The 25,210-nt window shown below is 48.1% G+C and carries 17 protein-coding genes; 4 read left to right on the top strand and 13 right to left on the bottom strand.

Translation table 11 applies throughout. The features are described from left to right. Positions 1–67 precede the first annotated feature (67 nt). From ACUN27_RS24705 to ACUN27_RS24720, 4 genes are all read left to right on the top strand, one after another. A complete protein-coding gene (locus ACUN27_RS24705; RefSeq protein ID WP_326061443.1) occupies positions 68–1,027 on the top strand; it encodes an OmpL47-type beta-barrel domain-containing protein in 960 nt (319 codons plus the stop codon). Positions 1,028–1,048: 21 nt separating this feature from the next. Continuing rightward, positions 1,049–2,986 (top strand): hypothetical protein, encoded by a 1,938-nt coding sequence (locus ACUN27_RS24710; RefSeq protein WP_445559709.1) that lies wholly within the window; start codon positions 1,049–1,051, stop codon positions 2,984–2,986. 16 nt (positions 2,987–3,002) lie between these two features. Beyond that, positions 3,003–3,659 carry a hypothetical protein gene (locus ACUN27_RS24715; protein WP_445559710.1) on the top strand — a complete coding sequence of 219 codons (657 nt, stop codon included), beginning with the start codon at positions 3,003–3,005 and terminating at the stop codon, positions 3,657–3,659. A gap of 78 nt (positions 3,660–3,737) precedes the next feature. Beyond that, a complete protein-coding gene (locus ACUN27_RS24720; RefSeq protein WP_445559711.1) occupies positions 3,738–5,627 on the top strand; it encodes an Ig-like domain-containing protein in 1,890 nt (629 codons plus the stop codon). A gap of 416 nt (positions 5,628–6,043) precedes the next feature. Here the strand turns inward: ACUN27_RS24720 and ACUN27_RS24725 are convergent, their stop codons facing one another. The 13 genes from ACUN27_RS24725 to ACUN27_RS24785 all read right to left on the bottom strand — a co-directional run bounded on the left by ACUN27_RS24725 (position 6,044) and on the right by ACUN27_RS24785 (position 25,199). Continuing rightward, positions 6,044–8,209 carry a hypothetical protein gene (locus ACUN27_RS24725; RefSeq protein WP_445559712.1) on the bottom strand — a complete coding sequence of 722 codons (2,166 nt, stop codon included), beginning with the start codon at positions 8,207–8,209 and terminating at the stop codon, positions 6,044–6,046. Positions 8,210–8,223: 14 nt separating this feature from the next. After that, entirely contained in the window at positions 8,224–10,146 is a 1,923-nt protein-coding gene (locus ACUN27_RS24730) for an ABC transporter ATP-binding protein (RefSeq protein ID WP_326061448.1), read from the bottom strand. 32 nt (positions 10,147–10,178) lie between these two features. Then, a complete protein-coding gene (locus ACUN27_RS24735) occupies positions 10,179–11,537 on the bottom strand; it encodes a four-carbon acid sugar kinase family protein (RefSeq protein ID WP_326061449.1) in 1,359 nt (452 codons plus the stop codon). Between the two features lie 37 nt (positions 11,538–11,574). Then, positions 11,575–12,834 (bottom strand): ribulose-bisphosphate carboxylase large subunit family protein, encoded by a 1,260-nt coding sequence (locus ACUN27_RS24740; protein ID WP_326061450.1) that lies wholly within the window; start codon positions 12,832–12,834, stop codon positions 11,575–11,577. Continuing rightward, positions 12,828–13,502 (bottom strand): aspartate/glutamate racemase family protein, encoded by a 675-nt coding sequence (locus tag ACUN27_RS24745; RefSeq protein WP_326061451.1) that lies wholly within the window; start codon positions 13,500–13,502, stop codon positions 12,828–12,830. The genes ACUN27_RS24740 and ACUN27_RS24745 overlap by 7 nt, the downstream gene beginning before the upstream one ends. Positions 13,503–13,515: 13 nt before the next feature. Further along, entirely contained in the window at positions 13,516–15,507 is a 1,992-nt protein-coding gene (locus tag ACUN27_RS24750; RefSeq protein ID WP_315948818.1) for an alpha/beta hydrolase family protein, read from the bottom strand. Then, positions 15,500–16,825, bottom strand: a complete 1,326-nt coding sequence (locus ACUN27_RS24755; protein ID WP_326061452.1) for a Gfo/Idh/MocA family protein — start codon at positions 16,823–16,825, stop codon at positions 15,500–15,502. The genes ACUN27_RS24750 and ACUN27_RS24755 overlap by 8 nt, the downstream gene beginning before the upstream one ends. Positions 16,826–16,979: 154 nt before the next feature. Further along, positions 16,980–20,243: an S-layer homology domain-containing protein gene (locus ACUN27_RS24760; RefSeq protein WP_326061453.1), complete on the bottom strand. Its 3,264-nt coding sequence runs from the start codon at positions 20,241–20,243 to the stop codon at positions 16,980–16,982. 491 nt (positions 20,244–20,734) lie between these two features. After that, complete coding sequence (locus ACUN27_RS24765) at positions 20,735–21,052, bottom strand: MocE family 2Fe-2S type ferredoxin (protein ID WP_127449195.1); 318 nt, start codon at positions 21,050–21,052, stop codon at positions 20,735–20,737. Next, positions 21,049–22,143 (bottom strand): fatty acid desaturase family protein, encoded by a 1,095-nt coding sequence (locus tag ACUN27_RS24770; RefSeq protein WP_315948814.1) that lies wholly within the window; start codon positions 22,141–22,143, stop codon positions 21,049–21,051. Before ACUN27_RS24770 ends, ACUN27_RS24765 begins: the two co-directional genes overlap by 4 nt. 28 nt (positions 22,144–22,171) lie before the next feature. After that, positions 22,172–23,074, bottom strand: a complete 903-nt coding sequence (locus tag ACUN27_RS24775; protein WP_445559713.1) for a sugar phosphate isomerase/epimerase family protein — start codon at positions 23,072–23,074, stop codon at positions 22,172–22,174. 27 nt (positions 23,075–23,101) lie between these two features. Continuing rightward, positions 23,102–24,202, bottom strand: a complete 1,101-nt coding sequence (locus ACUN27_RS24780; protein ID WP_315948812.1) for a Gfo/Idh/MocA family protein — start codon at positions 24,200–24,202, stop codon at positions 23,102–23,104. Positions 24,203–24,215: 13 nt separating this feature from the next. Continuing rightward, complete coding sequence (locus ACUN27_RS24785; protein WP_445559714.1) at positions 24,216–25,199, bottom strand: aldose 1-epimerase; 984 nt, start codon at positions 25,197–25,199, stop codon at positions 24,216–24,218. Between the last annotated feature and the right edge of the window lie 11 nt (positions 25,200–25,210).

Raw genomic sequence — 25,210 nt, forward strand, 5'->3', positions numbered from 1 at the left:
AAAATCCGAAAGGGGATGAATGACTTAGGCATATTCCGCTCCATAACAAACAAGAGGAGGAAGTAACTTGAGAAAATGGACCTTATTCCTGCTGTCACTCCTGATGTTCTTCAGTCTATCGCTGCAGATCGCATCGGCATCTCCCGCGGAAGTAACAGCATCGTTAGATTCAGCTACAGGTATTGTAACGGTTTCCGGCAACTCGGGCTTGACGGGAGAGCATCTGATTACTGTACAAGTCCGTGATCCGCACAATCGTCTTGCCTACTTGGATCAGCGCAAAAGCAGTACAAACGGTGACTACCTGTTTCATTTTACGGTGAATAAAAGCATTACCGGTACCTATGCCGTTTCCGTCGCAGGTGAAGCCGATATCGCTGTTTCCCAAACGACCTTTACCGTAAATTCGCTTGATACAACAGCGCCAGTAACAACCGCCGAAGCTAGCCCAGTTGACGGCAGCAATGGCTGGTATGTTTCCGCGCCGACTGTCACACTTTCCGCAACAGACAACGTTTCGGTCACCCAAACCACCTACCGATTGAATGGAGGTGCTTGGAGCCAATATGTACAAGCGGTTACACTACCTGAAATTAGCGGTAGCTATCTGTTTGAGTACAGAAGTATTGATCAGGCTGGAAATGAAGAAGCCGTCCAATCCCTAACTCTACGACTGGATAAAGAAGCGCCTTCCATCAAAGTAACCTTGGATCAGGACACCATCTGGCCGCCAAATAAGAAAATGGTCACTGTGACCGCCGATGTGTACGCTTTTGACGCCATTTCGCAAATCGATAACATTGTCCTTACTTCTATTACTTGTAATGATTCCATCCAGCCGGATGACATTCAAGACGCGCAGTTTGGCACTTTGGATAAGACTTTTGCGCTTCGTGCAGAGAAATCAAAAGAGCATTCCGAACGCGTATATACCATCACCTACACGGCGACCGATAAAGCCGGAAATCGCCAGGCGGCTACTACAACGGTAACCGTGCCTCATGACCAATCCGGCAAAACGAAGTAATGATCTTTCGGAGGTGTTATTTTGAATAAGAAGTTTAGACCGATGATACTCCGCCTCACACTCGCAGTTCTGTTAGTCAGCGGGGTTTACGGAACCACTTTTGATACAAAAGCGATGGCGGCAGAAACACCCGTTAGCGATGGATGGCAAGTGCTCGTTGACGATAACTTTGAAAACAACTCACTTGGCACAAAAGCAGAAGATCAAGGCTATGTTGTATACAAGCCTATGCTTGAGGAAGGGAACGCAGGCGGCCTTAAAGGTGACGCTTATGTAGCCAAAGCTCCCGGTAAAGCAGGCAACAGCCTCTATGTTTACGATGACCATAATTCCGTCAGCAAGGTTGTCTATCGCAACACGACGAGAATCGTCAAAACGTTTGATAAGCAGGAAGGTGTGGTCGTAGCTGAGGTTACATTCATGCAGCCCGGGCCGCAGCGCGAAAAAGCGAAAGTTCTGAATCTATTAAGCAGCAACGGCGACTATATCGCCAGAATCACAGCAGATCCTTCACAGGCAAAGTTCGTCTTCGATGCCAAAACGGGTCCGGACAACATGTATCCGTATGAGCCGAATCGTTGGTATAACATCAAGGTTGTTGTCGATATCGTCAATGATCAAGTCATGGTATATGTGGATGGTAACCTGTGTTTCTCCAAGCAACCTACGGTCGAGGTTCGGAGCGCCGGCACCACGACGAGTGAGAAAATAAAGCAAAACATCGCCATGATTGAATTGCTTACAGCTGGCGAATCACCTAATCCGATTAACTCTTTCTACGTATCCCGAATCAAGGTCTCTGCGAAACCGCCTGCCGCCACGCCAGAAGCTCCCGTTGGACTTACGGCCTATCCAAGGGATAAAGAAATCTACGTAGAATGGGCACCATCGGCAAGCGCCAGATCGAATAATGTCTACGTGGCGACCAAACCTGACGCTGCTGATTCGGAGTATGTGAAGGTCATGGACAAATATAATAAAAAGTTTGTGCCGAGCGATTACGTCTCCATCACAAAGCTTTGGACATCCTCCACCAGCCCGCTGCTTGAGAACGGGAAAACGTATTATGTGAAAATTACCCAAAACACAAGGCTGCTGTCCAAAGGCACCGACACGGAAGTAGAGAGTCCTCTCTCCTTGTCGCAAGCCGTTGCTGTTACGCCTAATCCGAGAAAAGCATTGGATTCCGCTACTACTAGTATTATCCAAAACGTGTACGTCAACGATACCAAAAACATGTCTGGATGGTCCGTGCAAAGCGATCTCGCCGTAGGCAGTACGCCTTATGGCGATTCACAGAGCACCATAACCAAACTCTCTTCCAATTACACAGGAATCGATTGGATTCGCACGTCGAATGCATCGGGTTCTTATACAGCAAGCGATGTGCTCACCACTTTTACTGTAACGAATGATGCGGATGTTTTTGTCGCTGTAAGCCGCGAAACGATGGAAGCCAACTTGGCTTGGCTGTCAACCTGGACCAAAACAGCGGATACCATCGAGCTTGACGGAGGCGCCAAGGTATTCGATTTGTACAAGAAAAGCTTTGCGACCAATTCGCAGGTTACTCTGAACAAAATCGCGCAATCCGATAGCAACGGCTATTTTATCCTCGTGAGAGGACGTTCTATCCAGTTGAACTCTTTTGAGTTCATAGATTGGAACGGCAACAAGCTATCCGCATTAACGCCGGGAATGAACGCAACGGCCAAAGTCGAGGTCACGAATAACACCGCCGAGGAACGATCCTTTGTTGTAATCTGTGCATTGTACGACGCCAATCAGCGTTTGGTTACTTATACGTCCGCATCTGTAACGGCACACGCCGGGCAAAAACGGACGTTAAACACCGGATTCAAGGTTCCACAGACCCTATCCGGCTATCACGCCAAAGCTTTTATCTGGGACAGCTTTATAACCATGAAACCATTGTCGAACAGTATATCGATTCCGTAGGCACGAGGAGGCAACAATGAAAAAGATAATTGCTATGTTATCATTCCTGTTTATTGTAGCAAGTCTAGTCCCTTCGCTTGCGGCGGCGGCAGAACCTATTCCGGCCTTTCCTGGAGCAGAAGGCGCCGCTATGTATATAACAGGGGGACGCGGAGGGGACGTTTACGAGGTCACCAGTCTTGATGATTACACGTCTTCAGAGACCCCGATTCCCGGAACGCTGCGCTATGGGCTTGCTAAAGTTGCGAACAGCAATGCCAAATCGACAGTCATTGTTTTTCGGGTTTCCGGCACCATTCATTTGAAGGAGAAAATTAAAACCAATGTCTACAATTTGACGATTGCCGGGCAGACCGCGCCTGGAGACGGCATCGCCATCGGCAATTATTCGGTATCTTTGGGCGGATCCAATATCATCATCCGTTATCTTCGCTTCCGCGGAGGTTTTGCCGAGCTGGACGATACCTTTTCACCCAACGCTCCGAAAATGATGATTGATCATTGTTCTTTTAGCTGGAGCACGGACGAAGTCCTTTCATCCAAAGATAAGAGCAGCATCACCGTGCAATGGTCGATCATCAGCAATTCTCTGAACATGTCCATTCATGACAAAGGCGCCCATGGGTACGGCGGTATATGGGGCGGCACCAATATGACGTTTCACCATAATTAAATTGCCAACAACAATAGTCGAAATCCTCGATTAGACCGTGATTTTAGACTTGAAAAAGACGCGCCTCTGCTGTTCGACTTGAGGAACAACGTCTTTTATAACTGGGGAGCCAACAGCGGATATGGCGGTGAAAATGCGACTGGCGTCAACGTCGTAAACAACTACTATAAAGCGGGTCCTGCTACCTTTGATGATGTGAAAAATCGGGTGTTCAATCCTTGGTCCGAGCAGCCGGGAAACTACTATATTGAGGGCAACTATGTAGACGGCTATCCAGAGATCAGTTCAAATAACTGGGCCGGCGGCGTTCAACCCGAGTATGGCTTAGGAACTGTCAATCGCCTGCAAAGCCCGGTACCTATTACTTATAAAAATACCGATGGCACCACTGTCGATACTTCTGTGACAACGGACTCGGCAACGGACACTTACGACAAAGTCCTAGAACACGCAGGAGCCATTTTACCAAAAAGAGATTCTCTCGATGCGCGTATCGTGAACGATGTAAGAAACGGCTTGGGGAAATTCGCCAATACCCCGGATGGGGACGGAGGGTTTCCGGCATTAACGGAGACGACTTTGTCAGCCGATTATGACAGCGATCACGATGGCATCCCCAACCTTTGGGAAGAAGCAAATGGTCTAGATGCTAATAACACAGCTGATGGTAAAGCGGATAGCGGTGATGGTTTTACCTATTTGGAGAAATATTTAAACTCGCTGCTTGGCAATGGATCCAACAATCCAGCTGTAGCGATCACCAGTCCTTCTACGAATGCGATGCTGCAAGCGAATCAAGATATTGTCATTGATGCTACAGCCTCTGACAGTGATGGCACCGTAGCCAAGGTTGAATTCTCCTTCTACGATACGCAAGCGATGAAATTAGTCCCGTTAGGAACGGTTACATCCGCGCCTTATTCGTATACATGGACAAACGCTCCGGAAGGAACTCATTATTTGTATGCCAAGGCAACTGACAATTCAGGCACTCAAACCCTTTCAAGCATGGTGGCTATTCATGTCAACGGATCAAGTGGAATTGGCGCCTGGACATCCGCAGATATTGGCAGCGTAACAATACCAGGAACTTCAAGTGTATCAGGGGATGAGAGCAGTTCTTTCATCGTAAAAGGTACCGGCAAAATTGGCGCAACGAGCGATGGCATCCAATCGAAAGATGCGTTTCAATACACATACCGTGACATTTCAGGCGACATGGAGTTAAGCTCTACGATTAACTTCCAGAATCCTTCTGAGTACGATAATGGTGTAAAATCAGGGCTTATGATCCGTCAGGATCTGACGGCAGATTCTCCTTTTGCCATGATCACGGTGATGAAGGAAGAATATTACGGGACACGGATCCATTTTATGAGCAGATCAGCCCGAGGGGATTTGGTTGTAACCACTGCGAAGCCAAATGTAGAATTGCCTGCACTCTTGAAAATTTCCAGATATGGGAATGAAGTCAAAGGTTTGATTTCCATTGACGGTGGAGCTAACTGGGAGGTGGTCGGTTCTGTCACGCTAGATCTGCCGGACCATGCTTACATCGGGATGGCCGTCGATGCGACGAAAAGTACGAACAATTTTAATTACTACAATTCGTCCCTGTTTAAGAATACGAAGCTGCGTACAGATAACATCACAGGAGATGTCTTCACCACCGGGAATTTGCAGCTGAACGAGAATGACGGTGATCCTTCGGTCAGTGTGCAATTTAGCAATCGTTCGGAGCTTGATAAAAATGGCGTACTCGTCATCGCGCTCTATGATGCTGACGGCAGTATCGTTAACTATTCTTATACAAGCGACTTGGTCGAAGGTCAAGGGATAAGAACGCTAACGGCAAACTTCCAGCTGCCCGAAGATGCCGCCGGTTATAAGCTGAAGGCTTTTGTATGGGATCAGCTTGCCAACAAGCAAGTGATTTCTAATGTTGCTGAGCTGGCTTTGACGCAGTAATAAAGATCTTGTAGGCTCCTGATGTTGAGAATGATGGATGACACGTCGTTCTTAACGTTAGGAGCTTTTTATATGCCGTCAATTCCAAAGCGACTGCTATCATTTAGCTAATTGACTGAAATAGATGCGAAAACTACCGTTATTTTGCGAAGTTCGAGGGCAGGGAGTGAAATAGCGGTAGTAGCTCCAGTTAAATTGTCGGTATCAGGAGGATTTTGGGATAATCAGTGAGATTAGCTGTATTATTTCCAGTTATTTGGTAAAAAAACAAGTCGTTTGCAATTAATAGCTGGAGGAATCGGCGTTAAATTGTGCTGCGGAGGTGCTATGGAGGCTAGGGTGGTCTCATGGTAAAGTAGCTAAAACTAAAGCCCGACGGAGTTTGCTCCGTCAGGCTTTGATCATTGAACAGAGTATCACTCCGAAGTGACGAACCAATCATTTTTCATGGTCCCCAATAACCGTCGATGGCCTTGAAACTCTTCGTAAATGTTAAAATCGTACGTTTTAAGGAAGGACAATTTGTAGAGCAAATCTCCGTTGGCCAAACTGATTTTGAAGTCCTTATGCTTACCAACTTTCAGCTTGGATTGCGGCGTCTCTGGCGTTTCATTGGCGCGGGGCTCAAAACTGCTTAAATCCGCCGACCATTCAATCGCCCTCAAGCCGTTCGTGTCGTTAATCTGAAAGACGATTTTACGTCCTTCCGTATTTACGCTCGTACTCATATCTTTGACAATCTCATAGTTGAACTTCAAGGATAGTTCATTATTATTCAGTGCCGTGCTGAAATGATCGATGGAGAGCGTATACGGCGCAAGGGATACCCCCTTCAGTGGTGTCCCTACTTCCGTCTTCTCTTGCGGGAGCCAGAAGGCAAATGGTTTCACATACATGTCAGCATCGCCTGAGTCTTCGCTATCATCATCGTCGTCATCAGTTGCAGGTTCTTCCGTTAGCAGTTTGCCGTCTTTAACGGCCTCCCCGAGCAGTAGATTCATCCCACTCTTATCAACGCCCTTCGGAAGCATGCTTGAAACGATGAGCAGTGCTTTCCCTCCGGGACCCACTTTCTCTTCAACATCCAGCACATTGGCCGGGTAAACGGTTCCGTTTGCTGCTCGAAAGCTGGCAACCAGCTTCGCCAAGTTCGTAAATCTTTTCTCCTGATTCTCAATCAGCACCCGCACGGTATATTGTTCCGTGGATTGCGCTTGATAGCTCACAACGTTTTCAATGGAAAATTTGGATTGATAGCCCGCATCGGTCAATTCAAAAGAAGAAGCCGCATCAAGGATCGGGACATGCAAGAGGTCAGCCTGCGACTCAAAATCCAACACGTCGATGATTTTCCCATCGGACGTTTTTTCCTGCAGCACGAGCTCTATGTTTGAAAATGCATACGTATATGGCACTTTAGCCGCCATCTGCATGCCGACAGAGCTGTCTTTCGGAAGGCCGAGCACTTTTGCCGGGATGATGACTTTCGCCGCTGCCTTCACTTTGCCATCCAACAAGAAGTAACCGGACAACTGTGGAATTGGCAGCGAATCCGAACCTTTATTCATCAACGTGAAATCCGCAGTCAAAATGTCCGTGTCTTCCCAAGGCAGCCGATACATGCCGTTCATCCTTGTCGTGTACAACCCATTTTCGTCCGTAAACGCAACTTCCTCGCCTGAACTTCTCACTTCTTGCTCCGATTTTTTCGGCAGCTCCAAGTCAGCGATTGGCACATTCAACTTCAAATCGGACACGTATTGTGTTACAACGATCTGCCAGCCTTCAGTTGAAACGTTTGCCGGGACACTCCCCGTAAGCGTAATCTCCTTCGTTTCCTGCGAGTTGATGAGGAGGTCGGTTAATCCTTTTGCTAGTAACGGATACGTATATCCCTCCAACGTGCGTACGCTAAACTGATAGTCGGGTACGGTCACACTGTATTTCCCCAAATTTTTCAGTTTCAGTGTTACGTTAGGCAAGCTGTTTTTTTCATTTTTTCCAAGGTTAAAATCGGAAAGTGCAGCTTCCATGATCGTTCCTGACATCTTAATCTCTTGAGAACCTCCTGCAGGTGCCACTTGTGTAAAATCATCAGGCACTGAAATTTCGCCAAGCTGTCGCTCGAATGGACTACGGGAGAAATCCCATTTCCCGAATCGAAATTTCAAATCATGCAAAGAGGTTGCCTCATTAACCAGGGCATAGTAGGAAAACTCTTGCGAAGATCCTGCTGCAATTTTCGTTTTTTCTTTGTCTTGTGGCATGATTTTGGCGATGAATAGGTCACCGTCCTTATCTAGCAAGCGTATCCAATAATCAGTTAGAGATAGGCTCTCTGAGCTTTTGTTTGAAATATGCAGATTGAACGTAACGATATTCCCGTTGTGATCGGAGAGAAGTTTCAACTGCTTGATCTCAGCATAAGCATTACCGCCAAGCGGGATTCGCTCGAATGCAGCACTGGCCTCGTCTGAATCGCCACCGTCTGCGAATGCGGATACCGGCAGGAACATCAGGCTAATGAAAACGACTATCGCAAAAGCCATGAAGATGGGGAAACGTTTACAAATTCTAGTCATCGGCAGTTTCCTTTCTACGCTTCGTGTTTCAATGCATCCAAGCCGATCAGCTCATCCGGCCGCATCGCCTTTAACTGCTTTTCATATAATTCACGATATAACCCGTGTTGCGCTAGCAGTACCTGATGTTTCCCTCTTTCAACGATCCGTCCCCGGTCAATTACAAGAATTTGATCGGCTCTGACGACTGTTGCCAGCCGGTGAGCGATGACAAACGTCGTACGTCCCTCCATTAATCGCTCCAGCGCTTCTGTGACCAGATGTTCAGATTCTGCATCCAATGCCGACGTGGCCTCATCCAAAATTAAGATGCGAGGACTCTTGAGCAGCGCTCGCGCAATTGCGATACGTTGTTTTTGTCCGCCTGACAGCCTGACGCCGCGTTCTCCGATCATGGTTTCATATCCGAGCTCCCACTCTTCGATGAATTCATGCGCATTCGCAGCTTGTGTAGCAGCGATAATTTGCTCTTTAGCAGCTTTCGGATTGCCATAAGCAATATTTTCATAAACGGTTCCGGAAAACAGAATATTGTCCTGAAGCACAAGCGCCATGTGGCTGCGCAGGTCATGCAGATCATAATTTCGCAAATCAACCCCGTCCAGCAAAACGGATCCTTCATCCGGGTCATAAAAGCGAAGCAGCAAATTAATAATGGTAGACTTGCCTGCGCCACTTGGGCCGACAAGCGCAATCACATCCCCGCTGCAAGCTTTAAAGCTTATTCCTTTAAGCGCTGCCCTCGTCTCCAAAACCATCAGGGGCGGATCCGGTCTCATTTTCGGCGGAATCCAATAAAACCGTTTGGCAGGTCTTTGGCGTTCGACCAGATCTTTATCCTTCTGATCGACTTCCACTTGCTGCTTTTCCGGCCTTTCAATCACATAATCGAAACCGACTTGATCAAACTGGATGTCGCCTTTACACGTTTTCAGCGGCAGGGGATTGTCATTGTTCTGAATTTCAGGTTCAATATCGAACACTTCAAAAATTCGTTCCACGTTGGCAAGTGAATTCTGAATCGTCACATTCACATCAGAAAAACGCTGAATTGGGCCATACATTTGGGATAAATAAGCCTGGAAGGCGATTAATTCCCCTACCGACATGTTGCCTCGAATGACCATCGTCCCCCCAACGAACCAAATGATCAGCCCGCCGAAATCCTGAAAAGTTTGACTAATGCGGCCAAGCGTATTGGATAAAAATTGCGCCGTCATTGCGTAGCCAAAGTGAGCCGAAGCTTGCTTCTTGAACCGGTTCAACTCCATGCGTTCCCGGCTAAAGGCCTGCACAACCTTCATCCCGGCAATACGCTCGACAAGCACGCCTGACATTCGTTCCATCTGCCGATGTACAGAGCGCCATGCGTAGCGAATATGCACATTAATGTTCGTAAACGTTAAATAATAGACGGGAAGCAGCCATAGAGACAACAACGCAAGTTTCCAATCCATATGAAACAGCATAAATCCAGCGAACAGCACCAGAAAGAAGTCAATCGCCAGATTAATGACGCCTGAGCCGACCAGATTCTGGGCGCCGTTCACATCGTTCAGTATTCTGGAGACGATGCTTCCGACCTGACGGCTGTCGTAAAACCGCTGAGAAAGCTTTTGCATATGCTCATATAGCTGAAAGCGGATATCGATGACCATAGAATTTCCCATTTTGGCCATCACCCATTGACGCACATAATTGACCGCTGTTCCGAAAACGTAAACGCCTCCCAGTACTCCAATCACCTTCGCCAATGTCCATGAGCTTTCTTTACGCGGAAGTACTTCGTCAATCAGAACTTTGGTCATCCAAGGCACCGTCATGGGGACGACAAATTGCAGAATACCGAGCCCAACAATGGTAATAATCATGTAACGGTACGGTTTTAGAAACTTAAAATAACGTCGTATGAGATGGGATTTTGTGTCCTTCTGCATATGAAACCTTCTTTCTTTCCGTGGATCGGCAGTCAAGATGACCCGTGAAGCACCCGATCGAAGAAATCCGGTGGCCCAACTTGACCGCCTTTCAAAACGATTTCTAAACCGTCCATCCATTTATCTTGCGAAAATGCCCGACAAAGCGGCCCTCCCGGAACAACAGGAGCTATCATTTCTAGCGCATACAGATTCATTCGTTTTACGGCAAAACCTGATGTGTCCCCTCCAGCCAAAACAACTCTTCGGACTCCTGTAGACTGTATCAGCGCTCTCGCCATTTCACCTAATTGTCCGCCGATTCGCTCACCGCTTACCGCCTGGTTGTGCCCGCTCCTTCGCATCAGATGTTGAGTCTCCAAGATAGACGCGTCATTCGGACCCAGCGCAGTATACAAAATAACGTTCTTGCCAGCCCGGAGCAAGCGCTCCGCTTCGCTAAGCAGCATGGCCTGAGCTGATTTCGCTTCCGAATCCTCTTCGAAAAAAAGAGGCGCTGGCACGCGAATACCCGCATAGCCGTGCGCCATTGCCCATTCGATTTGCGCACAAGTCGCTGGAGAACAACTGCCTGATACGACAAGGAGCCGATCCGCAGGCTCTGCTGTCCTCCGCTCAGACACTGCGGGCAGCGTTCCTCGCTGCTGCCAATGGGAGACTAGCGCGTATTCCACCCCTGAAGAACCAATGACGAATACCGGTTCATTCTCGCTCTCTTCCGTAAATAATTCACCGATTTTGGTAAGATGATCGTCCGTTAACACATCGAACAGCAAAACTTCGGGTGCTTGATCGAGCTTCTCATTTAAACACTCTCTCAGCATCGTTCCATGATGCTCCAAATTCAAAACACTCATCAGACCGATCGTGCAAGACGTCTGCTTAGCCAAATGAACCCGAAGATCCGCTTCCTTCATCGGCGTAACCGGGTGCTGCATCATGTTCGGATGCCGATCCAAACGCAGCATTTCCGTCCCTTTCCCGGCAAAATGGTTGCCAAACACCGTATACCTTTTTAACGCGGGCGAGCCTGCGAGAAGTGGCGTGAACCGTTGTTCCGGAAATACACGCCGTCCGATGTCAATAACCTTTCCTATGCTGCCCGTTAAGGGGGAGGAGTCGAAGGTGGAACAAATTTTGTAATGCACAATTGGCGCTTGAAATGCCTTTAGGGCATTAAGTGCGGGGTGAAGCGTATTCTCCATCTCTTCCGGACTCATCGTCCGGCTTACGCCCGCCACGCCAAACCCGTCATACTGGCTGAATTTCTCATACCAAGTGGATACGTCTGGCATATCCATAAATAAAATCATTCGCAAACCGCCGATCGTGAGCGCCTCTAACACATCCGTGGAACCTGTGAAGTCATCGCCGTAATAACAGATTCGCATTCGTTATCCTCTCCCTTCCACCCCATCGAGGCTGACATTAACTGAATGCTGCTAAAGCCTGCTTCAATTCAGGATGTTTATCGGCATGCAAATGCAGAGGAATCCCCTCTAAGGCCGCCTCCCACCCTTGCACGAGACTGCGAAATCCTGCTCCAGGCCCGTCCGGATGCCCATGAATACCGCCGCCTGCAATATTCATCAGATCGACGGTGCCCAGCGTACGGTACGTTTCCGGCGCCGCCCCCGCCCATTGCTTGGATGACAGCACGGGAAGCACAGTGTCCGATGGATCAAACATCGACGTCATACAAGCACGCACGCTATCTACGACGGATGCATTGTCTTCATAGAATTTGTTGTTGAGCCCATTCACATGAAGATGATCTACGCCAGCCAGACGGCACAATTTTTGGTAAGCTGCAAAAGACATGCCCAGATACGGGTAACGTGACATCATCCCCCATTGATTTCGGTGTCCGTGTATGCATACGGGGGCATTTTTTCTCAGATGCGCAAGCCCGGCAAATCCAATGCTATTGATGCTGACCATCACGCAGTTTCCTCCGGCTTTCACGACGGTTTCAAGATGACGCATCATAGGATCGATATCATCGGTAATATTAAAAGCGTACATCGTCTTTTTACCTGTGCGGTCCGCAGCACGTTCTATTTCTTCCATAACAACCTTGATGCGCTCGGCAATCGGGGCATACGGCGGGTTCCCATGCACCTCGTCGTCCTTAATAAAATCAATGCCGGACAAGGCTAATTCACGCACGATCAACCGCAGCTGTTCCGTCGCCAATCCGATGTTGGGCTTAATGATCGTTCCGATGATCGGCCGTCCATGCACACCGGTGATTTCCCTCGTACCGGAAATACCGAACTGCGGGCCTTCATACCGATCTTGGAACGACAATGGCAATTCCAGATCAAGCAGCCGAAGCCCCGACAGCTCTTCCAACTCATACAGATTTCCTGCAACAGTCGCAAGCAAGTTCGGAATTGAAGGTCCAATGTTCGCATAAGGGAATGCAATCTTCACAATGCCGCGTCGGAATTCGCCTTTGCTGCCCGAAGGCACTTTAGCGCCCGGTAGTGATGGAAAAGGCGAGCTTTCCAACTCTTGGATGGATAAAATCTGCGCGCGATGCTTTTGCTTCAAACTGTCCGTTTCATTCGGCAGCGGGAGAAACGTCCCCGTAGACTGCTCGCTGACGATAATTTCACAAGCCTTCTCTAAGGAAAATGCGGTTTCGAGCCAATAAGTGGCAATAACTTGGTCGTTCTTCAACATGGATATTTCCCCTGTCTTTCCAATTCGGCGCGTACAGCCATAATGCCTAGACGTGGGCTAGCATACACAGGCAGTCCGGTTTCGTCACTTAACGCTTTTTCCATTCTCGCCATGGATCCCTGAGCCAGCACGAGTACATCCGCCTTTTTGGCTACTGATTTGGCCGCTTCATAGATCAAACGATCATGTTCCTCAGGCTGGCCGGAAATTAATGCTTGATAAGCGCCTACCGCCAAGGCGTCAACGACACTGACATTGCGGTTTTGAAGATCTGCTTCTCTTTGCAACAATTGCCTGGTCGGGTCGAGTGTAGTAGGCAATGTAGCCAGCACACCAATTTGATTAAAGTTTTTGGTAACCTGACGTGCCATGTCATCATCGATTTTAACGATCGGAATATTGAACAATGATCGTACCCGGTCCGCTGCTTCACCTACCGATGAGCAGGTATTGAGGATGAGATCAGCGCCGATATCTTCGGCGTGTCGATAATACTGAACCAAGCGGCGAACTACCGCAGTAGTGACTCCACCCGCCTGAATCACATCGGCAATCATACTGTCGTCGATAATGTTGACGAGGCGGCAGCCCGGCAATTCCTCCCGAAACAGCGGCCCAATACGTTCCGATAGCCCTTGACCCGTGTAAACAGCAACAACTGTAGCCATGTCTTCTCCTCCTTTAGCTTGCGGTGTTCTTCCTATACTTAATGGCTGTTCCCAATCTGCCTTCTTGCTCGAGCCAATTGTCTGCATCCGGGATATCGAAATAGTGGAGCATTCCTGGAAGTATGAAACTTAAAGAATCATTCTCATCATAAAATGGTTCCCTAATCCACTCCGCAAGACTGCTCATTCGGTCTTCCAGACATACACGTTGGACGCGTGAGTCGAGCAAAGCTGCTAACTCCGCGTAGATGGCATACTTCCCGCAGCCGTAAAGTTCGATATCATCAGCATCGATATTTTTCAACGTTCCTGCCAGTTCAATGGCTCTCAATACATCGTATGTTCGTACGGCTGCCATACTATCGCCAAGCCACATTAACTCATCTGTGTAGCGGTCCATCATGCCGAAACGTTTGTAAGGTCTCTCCTCTGGCGAGTTTACGTGCGGCAAAAGCGAGCCGATGCCCACTGGATTGAGCACCATGGCAATACGTCCGGAAGCGCAGGTCTCCTCAATCCATTTGGCATGCGCATTCAGTTGTTTGGTCCCGCCGTCCCAGACAGCAATGGTAACCGGCAGCTTGCGGCCCGCCGCTTCAGCCGGGAAAAATTGCAAAGCATTATTCAGCAAGCCTCGTTGGCTCCACCATACCGTCCTGAGCGCCCACAGATTCTCCACCTCACCGCCTCCGGAAAGACGCGGATTCAGATCACATGGCTTGCGATTGAAGTAAACGGCATTTCGCAGCCACTTCAACGCTTTCTTTTTGCGCAGATCTTCCGACAGCTCATTGCGCGCTTTCTCCAGCTGTGCCAATCGTTCGTTGTTTTCGTCGTGTGTATTGCGGGCACTCGGATATTCACCGATCACTTGCCCGCTCTGCGTGCAATGAAGCTGATCAGCAGGCAGCAATTGAATAACATCATCCTGCGGAGTAACCTTACGGCCCAACAGTTGTTCAGAAAAGAACTCTGCTGCCGCACGGGCCAGCGGGATCGAAAAGCGATGCGCATTTTCATCTTCAAAAATATCCAGCAGCCCCCCTTTGTCATACATGTCCCAGAATCTTCGGTTAACCGCTACGTTATGACGTGGAGCTTCAATCGGGACGGAATCATATGTTGTAGCGAGAACACGCACTGGGCGAGGCGCCATCGCCAGCACGATGTCTTCGTGATCAAAGCCAAGCGCTGAGAAGCCAGGCCATTTCTGTTCGGCATCTTGCGCTTTGCCGGTCAGGAGAAAATACGGCCTGTTCATGATGAATCCGCCTGGGGCTGCAGCAGCGATGCGCTCGTCGGCCATCATTAGCAGCGATGTTTGAGTACCGCCGCCCGAGTGCCCCGTTACTCCGATCCTTTGCGGGTCCACTTCTTTTCTTGTGCACAAATAGTCAATAGCCCGGATGGCATCGTGAAGCATATAACGCGCTAAGCTGTCTCCTACCGGCATGCATTGCCGGCCTACATTTTCATGCTCCGTTACGCTCGTCATTGGCGCTTGCCCTGTTTCAGGATTATAGAAGCCGAAGCGCTCCCCTTGACCTACCGGATCAAGGGACAATACGATCAGACCCGCATGCACCAAATAGTGACATACCGTCTGATATTCATCGCAGTGTTTGGCTTGCTCGCGATGACCGCACAGCAAAAGGACAGCGCCACGTGGCTCGGTTACCCCATCTGGTAGATATAGATTTGCCGTAGCATAAACGAGCGGTCTGGCTTCAAAAATCACTTTCTCTACATGAAAGCCATTCCCTGAGACTCTTCCTGTTATTTGAGGATTTAGCGGTGTGTCCGAAGCAGGCAGCCCACCGATACAAGTGAGGATGCCTTCACGGATTTCCTTCTGGCGCTGCATGAGATCGGCTTTATTTGCGATCGATCCACGCGCAAGCTCGCCCCTCTCCGCTGCACGCATAGCGGATTCGTAAATCCACCTTGGCAGCTGGCTTTTCACATCAAAATGGGCGATTTGAACATTTTCAAACTTTTCAAACACGATGAGAACCTCCTCCTCTTGACACTTCTGCCAGCTCTGACTCGACCAACAGATCGGATAAACGTATAGGTTGATTGGCAGCCGCAGATTTCCAAACGGCTTCGCCTGTAAGCACTGCAAGCGCCCCTGCTTCTGCACCTGCCATAATGTCATAATGACGCTGCGGATCAGGTCCCAGGAATAAATCCTCCAAAATAAGCGGATCACCACCGCCATGCCCGCCGGCTTTCGGTACAACGTGTATCGTTTCTTTGCCTCCGAACAGCGGGAAGTAGTCGATCGTTTGCTCAGGCACATGGAAAGCAGCCCGCCCGGACATGATTTCCTTTGTTTCAATTCTGCCTTTTGTCCCATTAATAGCCAAACGATAGCCCTCGTACGGAACCGAGAAATTGACGGAATAGCTTAACATAGCGCCTTTATCGTACTTAACAACAGCTGCGTACGTATCCTCAATATCAATTTCACCATCGAAAATGCACCCGTCAGGACGGTAACCTGTAAAGTTGTCAGGCTTAATATCAACCGCATTCACATGGTCGTCCGGCGGTACAACCTCTTTGCTCCGTGATGACCAACGCATGAAATACGCACAGGAGGGTTTGACTCTGCACGTCCCGCAGTGTCTGCCGTCTTCCTTCACGGGGTTGAATTCCCCGTCAGGTCCAAAATAGTTCAGCGCTCCATATGCGAACGCTTCCAATGGTTTCTGGCCGATCCACCAGTTCACAAGATCAAAATGGTGTGTGCTCTTATGCACCGACAACCCGCCGGAGTTGCTGCGTTTGCGGTTCCATCTTTTAAAATAACTTGCACCATGATACGTATCAATGTACCAATTCAAATCAACCGAAGTCACCCGGCCGATTCTGCCTTCCAGAATCAGTTCCTTAATTCTTGTATGAATCGGAGAATACCGATAATTAAAAGTGACGTGAAGTTTTCCCTTACTGTTATGCTGAGCATCCAAAACCCGCTTGCAATCAGCGCCGGTCGTCACCATCGGTTTCTCCGAGATGACATCCAGATGGTGCTGCAAGCCCCCTACGATATAATCCGCATGGGTGTAATCCACTCCTGCAACGATGACAGCGTCAGGATTCGTTTCTTGAATCATCTGCTCGAATTGTGCCGGAGCATATACCGGTGTCCCTGCCAGCACCGGAAATTTCTTAAAGCAATTCGCAAAGCGGCTTGGGTCCGCATCCAGCAAGCCGACAATCTCGCAATGCTGATGGAACGTCTCCAGCATTGGACGAATAAACATGCCGTTTACCCTCGTACTCACGCCGCAAATCACGTATTTTTTCTTCGCCATGATGTTATCCCTCCTTGCTTCTACTGTTAAGTATACAAAGTTGCGAATGGCAAACCATTAGTGAAAACGACTGTCATTATAGGTCAATCCTGTCTGGGGTGGCTGGACATAGAAATACCCTGCCGGGTTGCGGCAGGGTATTGAAATTAAAAGTTTAAGCACCTAAGATAACTGTGAATTTGAGAATCTGCGTTCCTCCAACAAGGTAAATATTGAATTGTTGAATGTTGTTCGTCGTAGGATCACCGCTTTTTGGATTGCGGGTATAAGATAATGTAAAATTAGGATTCACAGAGATCGAATCTTGCTTCCCAGGATCGAGTTCTTTATAAATAATGTCTCCAATAAACGATTGCAAACCGATAAAGTCATTCGCTGGACCAATTTGATCTTGATTCGTAATGGCAGCAGCACAGGTAGTTGCTTTATTGTCTTTGTCTTTACACACATTAGTGAATGTACCATAATTCGTAGCAGCCTGTAATTGGCTCATTAATTGCGTATCCCACAAATAAAGACCGTTTAATTGCAGTTTGGCACCGTTACTTATCGTTTTTGGGTTACTGCCAGATATTTTGATCGATGTTGGGGCCATAGAGTCGATACCGGATCCAAGACTTTGTGTCAGTGACTTAACTCCGCTCGGAGTATCAAAGAACACGGTAAGGTTGAATTTTCCGCTGTCGAGTCCAATAATTTTCCCGTTACTATAAGCCATAGCCTTCGGATTGTCGGAAGTAACCGCTCTAACCTTTACGGTAAGACCTGTATCCAGACCAGCAGAGTCTTTGGTTAAAATAGTGACACCTCTGGCAAGCGACGAGTAGTTACTGAACAAGTACGTCGCATTCGTAACACTGTTGACTTTCGCTGCATCGTACAATATTCTACCGACCGCCAGAAGCTCGCTGCTTGAGCCTAAGTCTAAGGAATAGGTCAGATTCGGATTATTAATATCCACAACATCCACGATGATTGAATCGGTGCTGAGCCTTTCTTGGATCTGCCCGTTTCCATCCAGATGAACTAACGTAGCGGTCAATTGGTAACTTCCGGTTTTAGCCGGATACGTTTTGAAGGTGATTGATTGACCATCACCACCGCTCGCTTTGACAATATCCGTAATCTCCCTCAGGACAACAGGCGTAGCATCATTGAGCGTCACCGCTCCTGTGGTATAAACTGCTCCTGTAACACCACTTAGCTTTTCAAGCTTCATCTCAACCTTATAATCACTACGCTTCGTCGAATACACTTGGTCGAACTGATCATAAATTTTGAATACGCCGCTCGTTTTCGCTTGCGATAAAGTATTGATCAACGTAATGGTTCTTCCGGAGTTTCCTTCATCCAACTTAATGGAATTAGGTTTACGAGCAGGTTCAATCATTATTGGGAGGCTGAACGTCTGATTGAGCCCATTCACTCGGACATAAATTGTGGCTGGTCCTGCTGACGTCACCTGCTTGACGTGAATAGTTCCATTAAGGTCAATACCTACGTTACGTGTGATATTTGTTTTTGGATCTGTACGGGTACTCGGGCTCGCTTCTACTACAAGGCCACCTGTAGCATAAACGGAAATTTTACCAGCCGTTTCAAGAGCAGCTATTTCTGTTGAAGTTAGCTCCTGATTTGACGAATCAATGATTTTTAAGCTTATCGCCTTATCAATATCGCCTTCCGTCAATGGCGTAATTACGGGTCCGATTACAACGGAATACGCTGTCTTCGGCGCTGCTACATTCAATGTTTGTGACACCTGTTCACCATTAAACATTAAATTTAGTGTTACTTCTTTATTGCTGTCCAAATCCGAGTAGACGACCAATTGCAATTCCGGATAGCCGTCATTGTCGAAATCAACGAAATCATTAGGATCATCTGTTTTGAAAACATTTCCAATAGCCCCGGTAAAGGATTTGAATAATCCCATGTTCAAAATTTTTGGATCCACAATGCGATTGCCGTACTGGTCATAAGCCTTAAAAGTGAGGTATGCCCGCCCTCCTGCTTGAAACACGAGTTGTCCGACAGGGAGCTTCAAATTGTTTTTCGGATCACCTAAGTCGACTTTCTTCACTTGCGGCATGTCACCTATCGTGAACGTTTTCATAACATTCAGATAACCGCTTTTTTCCAGCACGTTAACTGTAATCGTATCATCAGGCCGTAAATCGCTTAAATCCAAGATAATTGCATTGCTATCGGCCAAAATAGTTGATTGAACTTTTTTCGGTGCGCTTACATACACGTTCACATTGCTTGCCGACAACTTCATTGACTCGCCATATTGATTAAGGGCCTTATAAGTTATAAGCGCCTTAGACCATGGCAATTTCTCCGTAGTTGTAACGAATTCAATTTTAGCTGCCCGTTCATTCTCAGCGATAAAGCTCATCGTGCCGTTTTCGACATCCACACCACTTAGAATAACTTGATATTGTGCAAATTCTAAATCATCACTCATTTCAAGCGTTGCTATCGTACTGTCATCGGACCATGAGGTGGTGGGTTCAAATTTAACGGGCTTATTGTCCGAATCTAAATAACCCATTTTCGTCACATTCAGAACAGCCTTATTGCTGTCAACTTCACGATTCAGCCTTACAGTTAGCTTATTTTTTCCGATTATTTTCACTTCCGCAATCGAAGCTTTAGCAGGCTTAGCCGTTGTCAGATGAAGCTGCAGCGCTGCATAAGAAGCAAGTGCCAGTGTTTTTCGAGTCACGTTAACGTTGCCGCCGAATTTGCCACCTGTCTGATTGGTCATAAGCTTTTGCTGCAGTGCATAGGTGACATAGCTTTTATAATTCGCGTCCACCGTCTCGTCTTTACTAGGAGCTGCCGCTTTCGCCTTATCATCCAAGCCCAGTCCTTTGATCAGCAGCATGGCGAGCTCTTGGCGGGTCACGACCGCTGTCGGATTGAATTTGTTATCAACCACATCGTAGGTCAGATTGGCATTCTTTAGTGCTTCAATATAGATCCGAGATGCATCATTCGTTTGGACGTCTGTGAAACTTGATCCCTTAGACATGTTGTCCATGGTCAATCCCAAAACGAGTGTTGCTGTTTTTGCTAACTGAGCTCGATTGATGGTATCATCCACACCAAAAGTATCGGCAGATGACTTCTCAATCGCGTCCATTTTTAAAAGAGCGCTGATTTTTTTCTTGTCATCCTTCGAAAGACTTTTCAAATCACTGAGCTGGTCAGCTAAATAAGTGTCGGCAGTTACGCTTGAAGAAGGAGCTGCTGGTTTCGTTGCCGCTGGTTTTGTTGTTGATTTTGGTGCTGGTGCCGCCGTCGTTGTGGTTGACGTTTTTGGTGCAGCAGCTTCTTCTGCACTGACTAAAGGGGCAAAACAGTAACATAGCAGCATAAATGATAGTATCAGAGCAAGTTCTTTCCTCATTTCGTGCACCTCCCTATAAAGATGATACCCCATTATAAAACGCTTACATTATGTGTAAAACAAAACTAATGCCTCAAAGTAATCAGCCCCGCTCTCATTCGCTCATTTTCTTGCATGGACTAACTTTATTACAAAAACGCGAACGGATTATGGGGTCTTTTATGCATTTTTATAGGTTATTTTATTCATCCTGCTGATGATCGTCGATTTTCGCACCATTTCATGGCCGATAGCGGCTCGTGAGTCCGTTAGGTATTAAAACCAGCCCAAAAGCAGCAGATAGAGGTATCTGGGCCCGTTAGCTGGCGACAAGTGTGCAAAGAGGTAAACTAAGCAAATATAGGCGCCTGAGTCCGTTAGCGGACGGCTAGTGCTTCAAGAGGCTAGCTAGCCGCACAGCAGTCACCCAACCGTCTGCCAGTGCTCGCAAAAAAACCTGACAAAGTTTCCTTCGTCAGGGTTCATCAAGCGGTCGAGCTTGAAGTTCATGCTCAAATTTGAATAAATACTTTTCCCGCTTCTATTTTCACAGGATACGTCTGCAAATCCACACACGCAGGCACACGTTTCGCGACACCCGTGGGGATGTCAAAACGGCCATTATGCTTAGGGCACTCAATTTGATTGCCCATGACTAAACCATTGGACAAATGAAATTTGCCATGGGTGCAAAAACCATCCGAGGCATAATAGTCGCCTTTCTCCGTTCGATAAATTGCAAACGTCCGATCCTGGTGATCGAAACGGATAACATCTTCTATCTCCACTTCGTCTGCAGGGCAGGCTTCGATCCATTCTCCGAGACTCATCCTAATTCGCTCCTTTCTTTTAAAACATGAGCAGGCCCGTACATATAAGGGCGCGCCGTTTTAGGCAGCGGTTTCACCACAACGTAAGCAGGATCTTGCTTCTGCTTTCTTAGAGCCCCAACAACCTCTTTCAGAGCTGCCCATAGACTTGGCCTAGCTGCTGGACAATCGGATTTCATTTCTTCATGCAGCTTTGGCAGCGCATGGTAAGGGACCATCGGGAACATATGGTGCTCCGTATGGTAGTTCATGTTCCAGTAGAGAAAGCGGAAAATCGGATTCATATAAACCGTCCGGGTGTTTAACCGATGGTCGAGCACATCTTCATAGAGACCTAGATGCTGCGTGACACCAAACAGCAGCACTACGATTCCGCCGTAAAACGAAGGCAGAAACACAAACATTGCCGGCAACAGGCTGCCAGTGAACAGGCATGCTGCCAAAACAGCAATAATAATAAGCATATAAATCCGCGCCTCACGGAATGTTTTCCGGTGCTGGGAGGAGGGAATATATACATTCTCCTGCTCATCCAGCTTACCGAACGTATGCAGAAAAAAACGTTTGATCTCGATAGGCCCGCCATACAGATGAAAAACTTGCATAATGAGGATTTTCCAAATCGGCGGCCGTTCGGTAATAATTTCCGGATCACGTCCAACGATGATCGTGTCCGTATGATGGCGGGCATGGCTCCACCGCCAGGGCGTGGCGGACCTCAACACAAGAAAGGAAGCAAATTGATAGACGACCTCGTTCATCCAAGGAGTCTTGAATGCCGTTCCATGGCCGCACTCGTGCCATCTGGAATCGCCAGGTGTCGCATAGAGAATGCCATAAGCGAGAAAGGCGGGAATAGCCCACCAGGTTCCCCACGACAAATAGGCGAGATATCCCAAAATGAAAAGTCCGCCAATCCAAATGATCGTGTCCCGTATGGCCGGGCCATCCTTCCGTTTCATTAATTCTTTCATCCGCTGACGAGGGATCGGGCATGTATACCATTCCGCCTCCGCCAGCCCGAGCTCGATTGCCCGTTTATTCTCAGCTCCAGTTATGCTGTAGTCCCTTTTTTTCTTTTTTACAGACATGTCAAGTCACTCCCTCTCCCCTTACCTATTAACCGCCGATTGCTTTCAGCTTGTCGTCAAGGAACTTTTTCGCGCGCGGGATATCCTGCTCATCCAGATGCTCGATAATAATGGGCATATTCGGGTGGAGCTTAGACAGCTTTTGCAAATATAAGTCATAATTCAGAATCCCCAGTCCGGGAGCTGGAAGCTCAACGGCGCCTGCCCCTCGGAAGGTGTGCGATTCGACGGCGTCGATTTCCGCATGTTTCTCCGACAAGTCTTCCGCAGGCTTGCAGTCCTTGGCATGGGCAATTTTTATTTTATCCCCGAGCGTGTGGAAAATGCGGTTCAGCGTCTCGTCGACGTGGCCAATGTTGCTGTCCGTGAAATAGTTCGTCGGGTCCATCAGCAGGCCAAGACCTGGATGATTCACATCGGAAAATAAACGAGTTAGCGCGTCAACGGAACCGATTACGTTATTGACGTAATTTTCCACAAGGAATACCGATCCATGGTCATAAGCAAATTTAGCTAACGATTCGATTTGACGGCACGTCTCTTCGTAAGCTTCTTCCGAGCCATTTTTCGGGTCCCACACCCAATCGCTTTCCGTGTTGTAAGTCCCCGTTTCACTGATGACGTACGGCGTACCCAAATCGCGGGCAAATTTCAGCAAAGTCTGCAGGCCGAACAAGTTTTGTTCGCGTTTCTTCGGGTCAGGGTGAATGATGTTCGTATAACCGGAAATGCAGACGATCGGCAAATTGGCATCACGGAAGGCATCGCGAATCCGGTGGCATTTTTCCTTGGTAAGCGATTCGTAGGCAAGGTCCATGTCTTTGAAGGACAAATCCAGTTGAACACAGGAAAATCCGTCCCTTTTCATGCGGGAAATGGATTCCTCTAAGGAATACGGATAGTACCCGTTAAAAATACCGACTGAGATCATTAGTAATTTCCTCCTCGAAAATCTATTTTATTGAAATGAAGTTGTTACTTCAGAAAATAAAACTGTCCTGCCTTCAGCAATTGACTTGTAACAAGCGTCAACCGCCGCCATGGACTTCAAGTTATCTCGTCCGCCGATTTCCGGCTCGCTGTCTGTCTCTACAGCCCGCAGCAGCTGGGCCATCGTACCTTGGAAGGCATCCGGAAACCAGACTTCTTCCCACGTCGGCCGGAACCACTGATTCGGCGCTTGCCTTGTTGTAAATGCCAATGTGCTCGGTGATCTCTCCGGATAAACGGGCCACCCGATCGTGCCCTGCGCCATGCCGTTCAGTCCCTCAACCCGCCACTTAATAGAAATGTCCTTTTCAGTCCCTTCTCCAGGCCATGCCCAGACGTCATCGAGACTGGTTGCCATTAACTCGTTCGCATACTGGAACGTATATTGTGATATCCCGTCTATATGGGGAAATTTGGTTCGAGGATCGCTGCGCGTAACAGCTGTAACTTTCACTGGATCGCCGAACAAATACCTGAACACATCAATATGATGAATCCCCATATTCAGAATCTCAAGGTGCTCATACTTATGCAGAAAATCCTGCCAATGCGGAATCGCGCGCATGTCTATTGACGCGAGCACAGGCTCTCCCAGATATCCCCGGTCAAGAATGGTCTTAAGGGCACGCATCGATTGGTCGTACCGCATGTTGGAATTGACGGCGATTTTGATCCCCGCATTCTCGCACAGGTCCACGATTTCCTTAGCTTCCTTAGAGTTCATCGCCAACGGTTTTTGGCACAAAATGCCCTTGATATGCTTCATCTTCACTGCGAGACGAACAACCTCAAGCTGCCGGTCAGGAGGAAAAGCAATATCCAGAATCTCGATATCTTCATCCTGAACGAGCTCCTCCCACGTCCTGTGCACGGTCTTGATGTTCCGCAATTGTGCAACGGCTTTGGCGTTATCGTAGGTTCGCGATGCGATCGCCACCGGATTGAAACCGGCATCGCGGTAAGCCACAAGATGGCAGTCTCGCATAATGAACCCGGAACCGATGCAGCCGATACGGAAATCTTTGCGTGCCGGCCATTCCGGCTTTATATTCAAGTCTAAGTTAACCAAACGCGACGCCTCCTTATTTTTCAATCCACATCCCTGTCGTGAATCGGACTTGTTCACCTGCCCGTATGCCCCGGGCTCCTGTCAGTTCGTGGTTGTAAGGGAGATTAAAGGCATCCGTAACATAAGTGTAAGGCTCCAAAGAATAGGCCGATGCCCAATCCGGTCGAAATAAGACCACATAAGGAAAGGTTTCATCGAACTGGTAAGCAATCGTATAGTCTCGATTTTTCATTTCAATCCGGCATGTTCGATCACCCTCCTGCCCCATGGCTATCAGGGAACAGCCAAGCAGCGGGTAGTTCTCGATCGAAACACCTTGCCGAAGCTCTCGGCTGAATACAGATTCCTCCGGCGTGCCTATGACGAATGCCTGATTCGTAACAGGCCATTCCGCAGCCGCAGGTACACGAAGCGAAATCTCTTCTCCGTCTCCGAACGGTACCGCAAAGTAAGGGTGCAGCCCAAAAGCGAACGGGGCTTCTTCCACGTCTTTATTTTCAATCCCCCCTTCCAGATAGAGTCGGCCACCCTTTAGCCGATACGTCATTGTAAAGACAAGCATATGGGGAAAATAGGCCATAATCTCAGGATGATCGGCGTACCGAAATTGGCTGGTGACCCAAGCCCCTTCCTCCTCGGAAGCGCCGTAGCCTACCACCTTCCATGCCTTGGAACATAGTTCACCATGCAAATGATGATCAGGAGGCTCGTTCAGAGGCAGCTTATATTCACGACCTTTGAATAAAAAACGACCGTTTCGAACCCTGTTCGGCGGAGATAACAGGGGTGTACCGTATTTAAACACCTCATTCGATTCATGCCAGAGAGAGGTTAAGCTCACAGGCGACATGAGAACCTCATACCTGTCGCACGTGAAACGATAGAGGTTATTACCAATTTCTGGAGCGAGTTCTGCGAAAGAATTGCTTTCATCGTCGGTTAACCGAATGATCGAGAATCCCTCTTGGAGTAGGGGACCAGCCCAATATTTGCTCATTTGCCCCCTCC

It is taken from the genome of Paenibacillus sp. WC2504 (assembly GCF_052682475.1).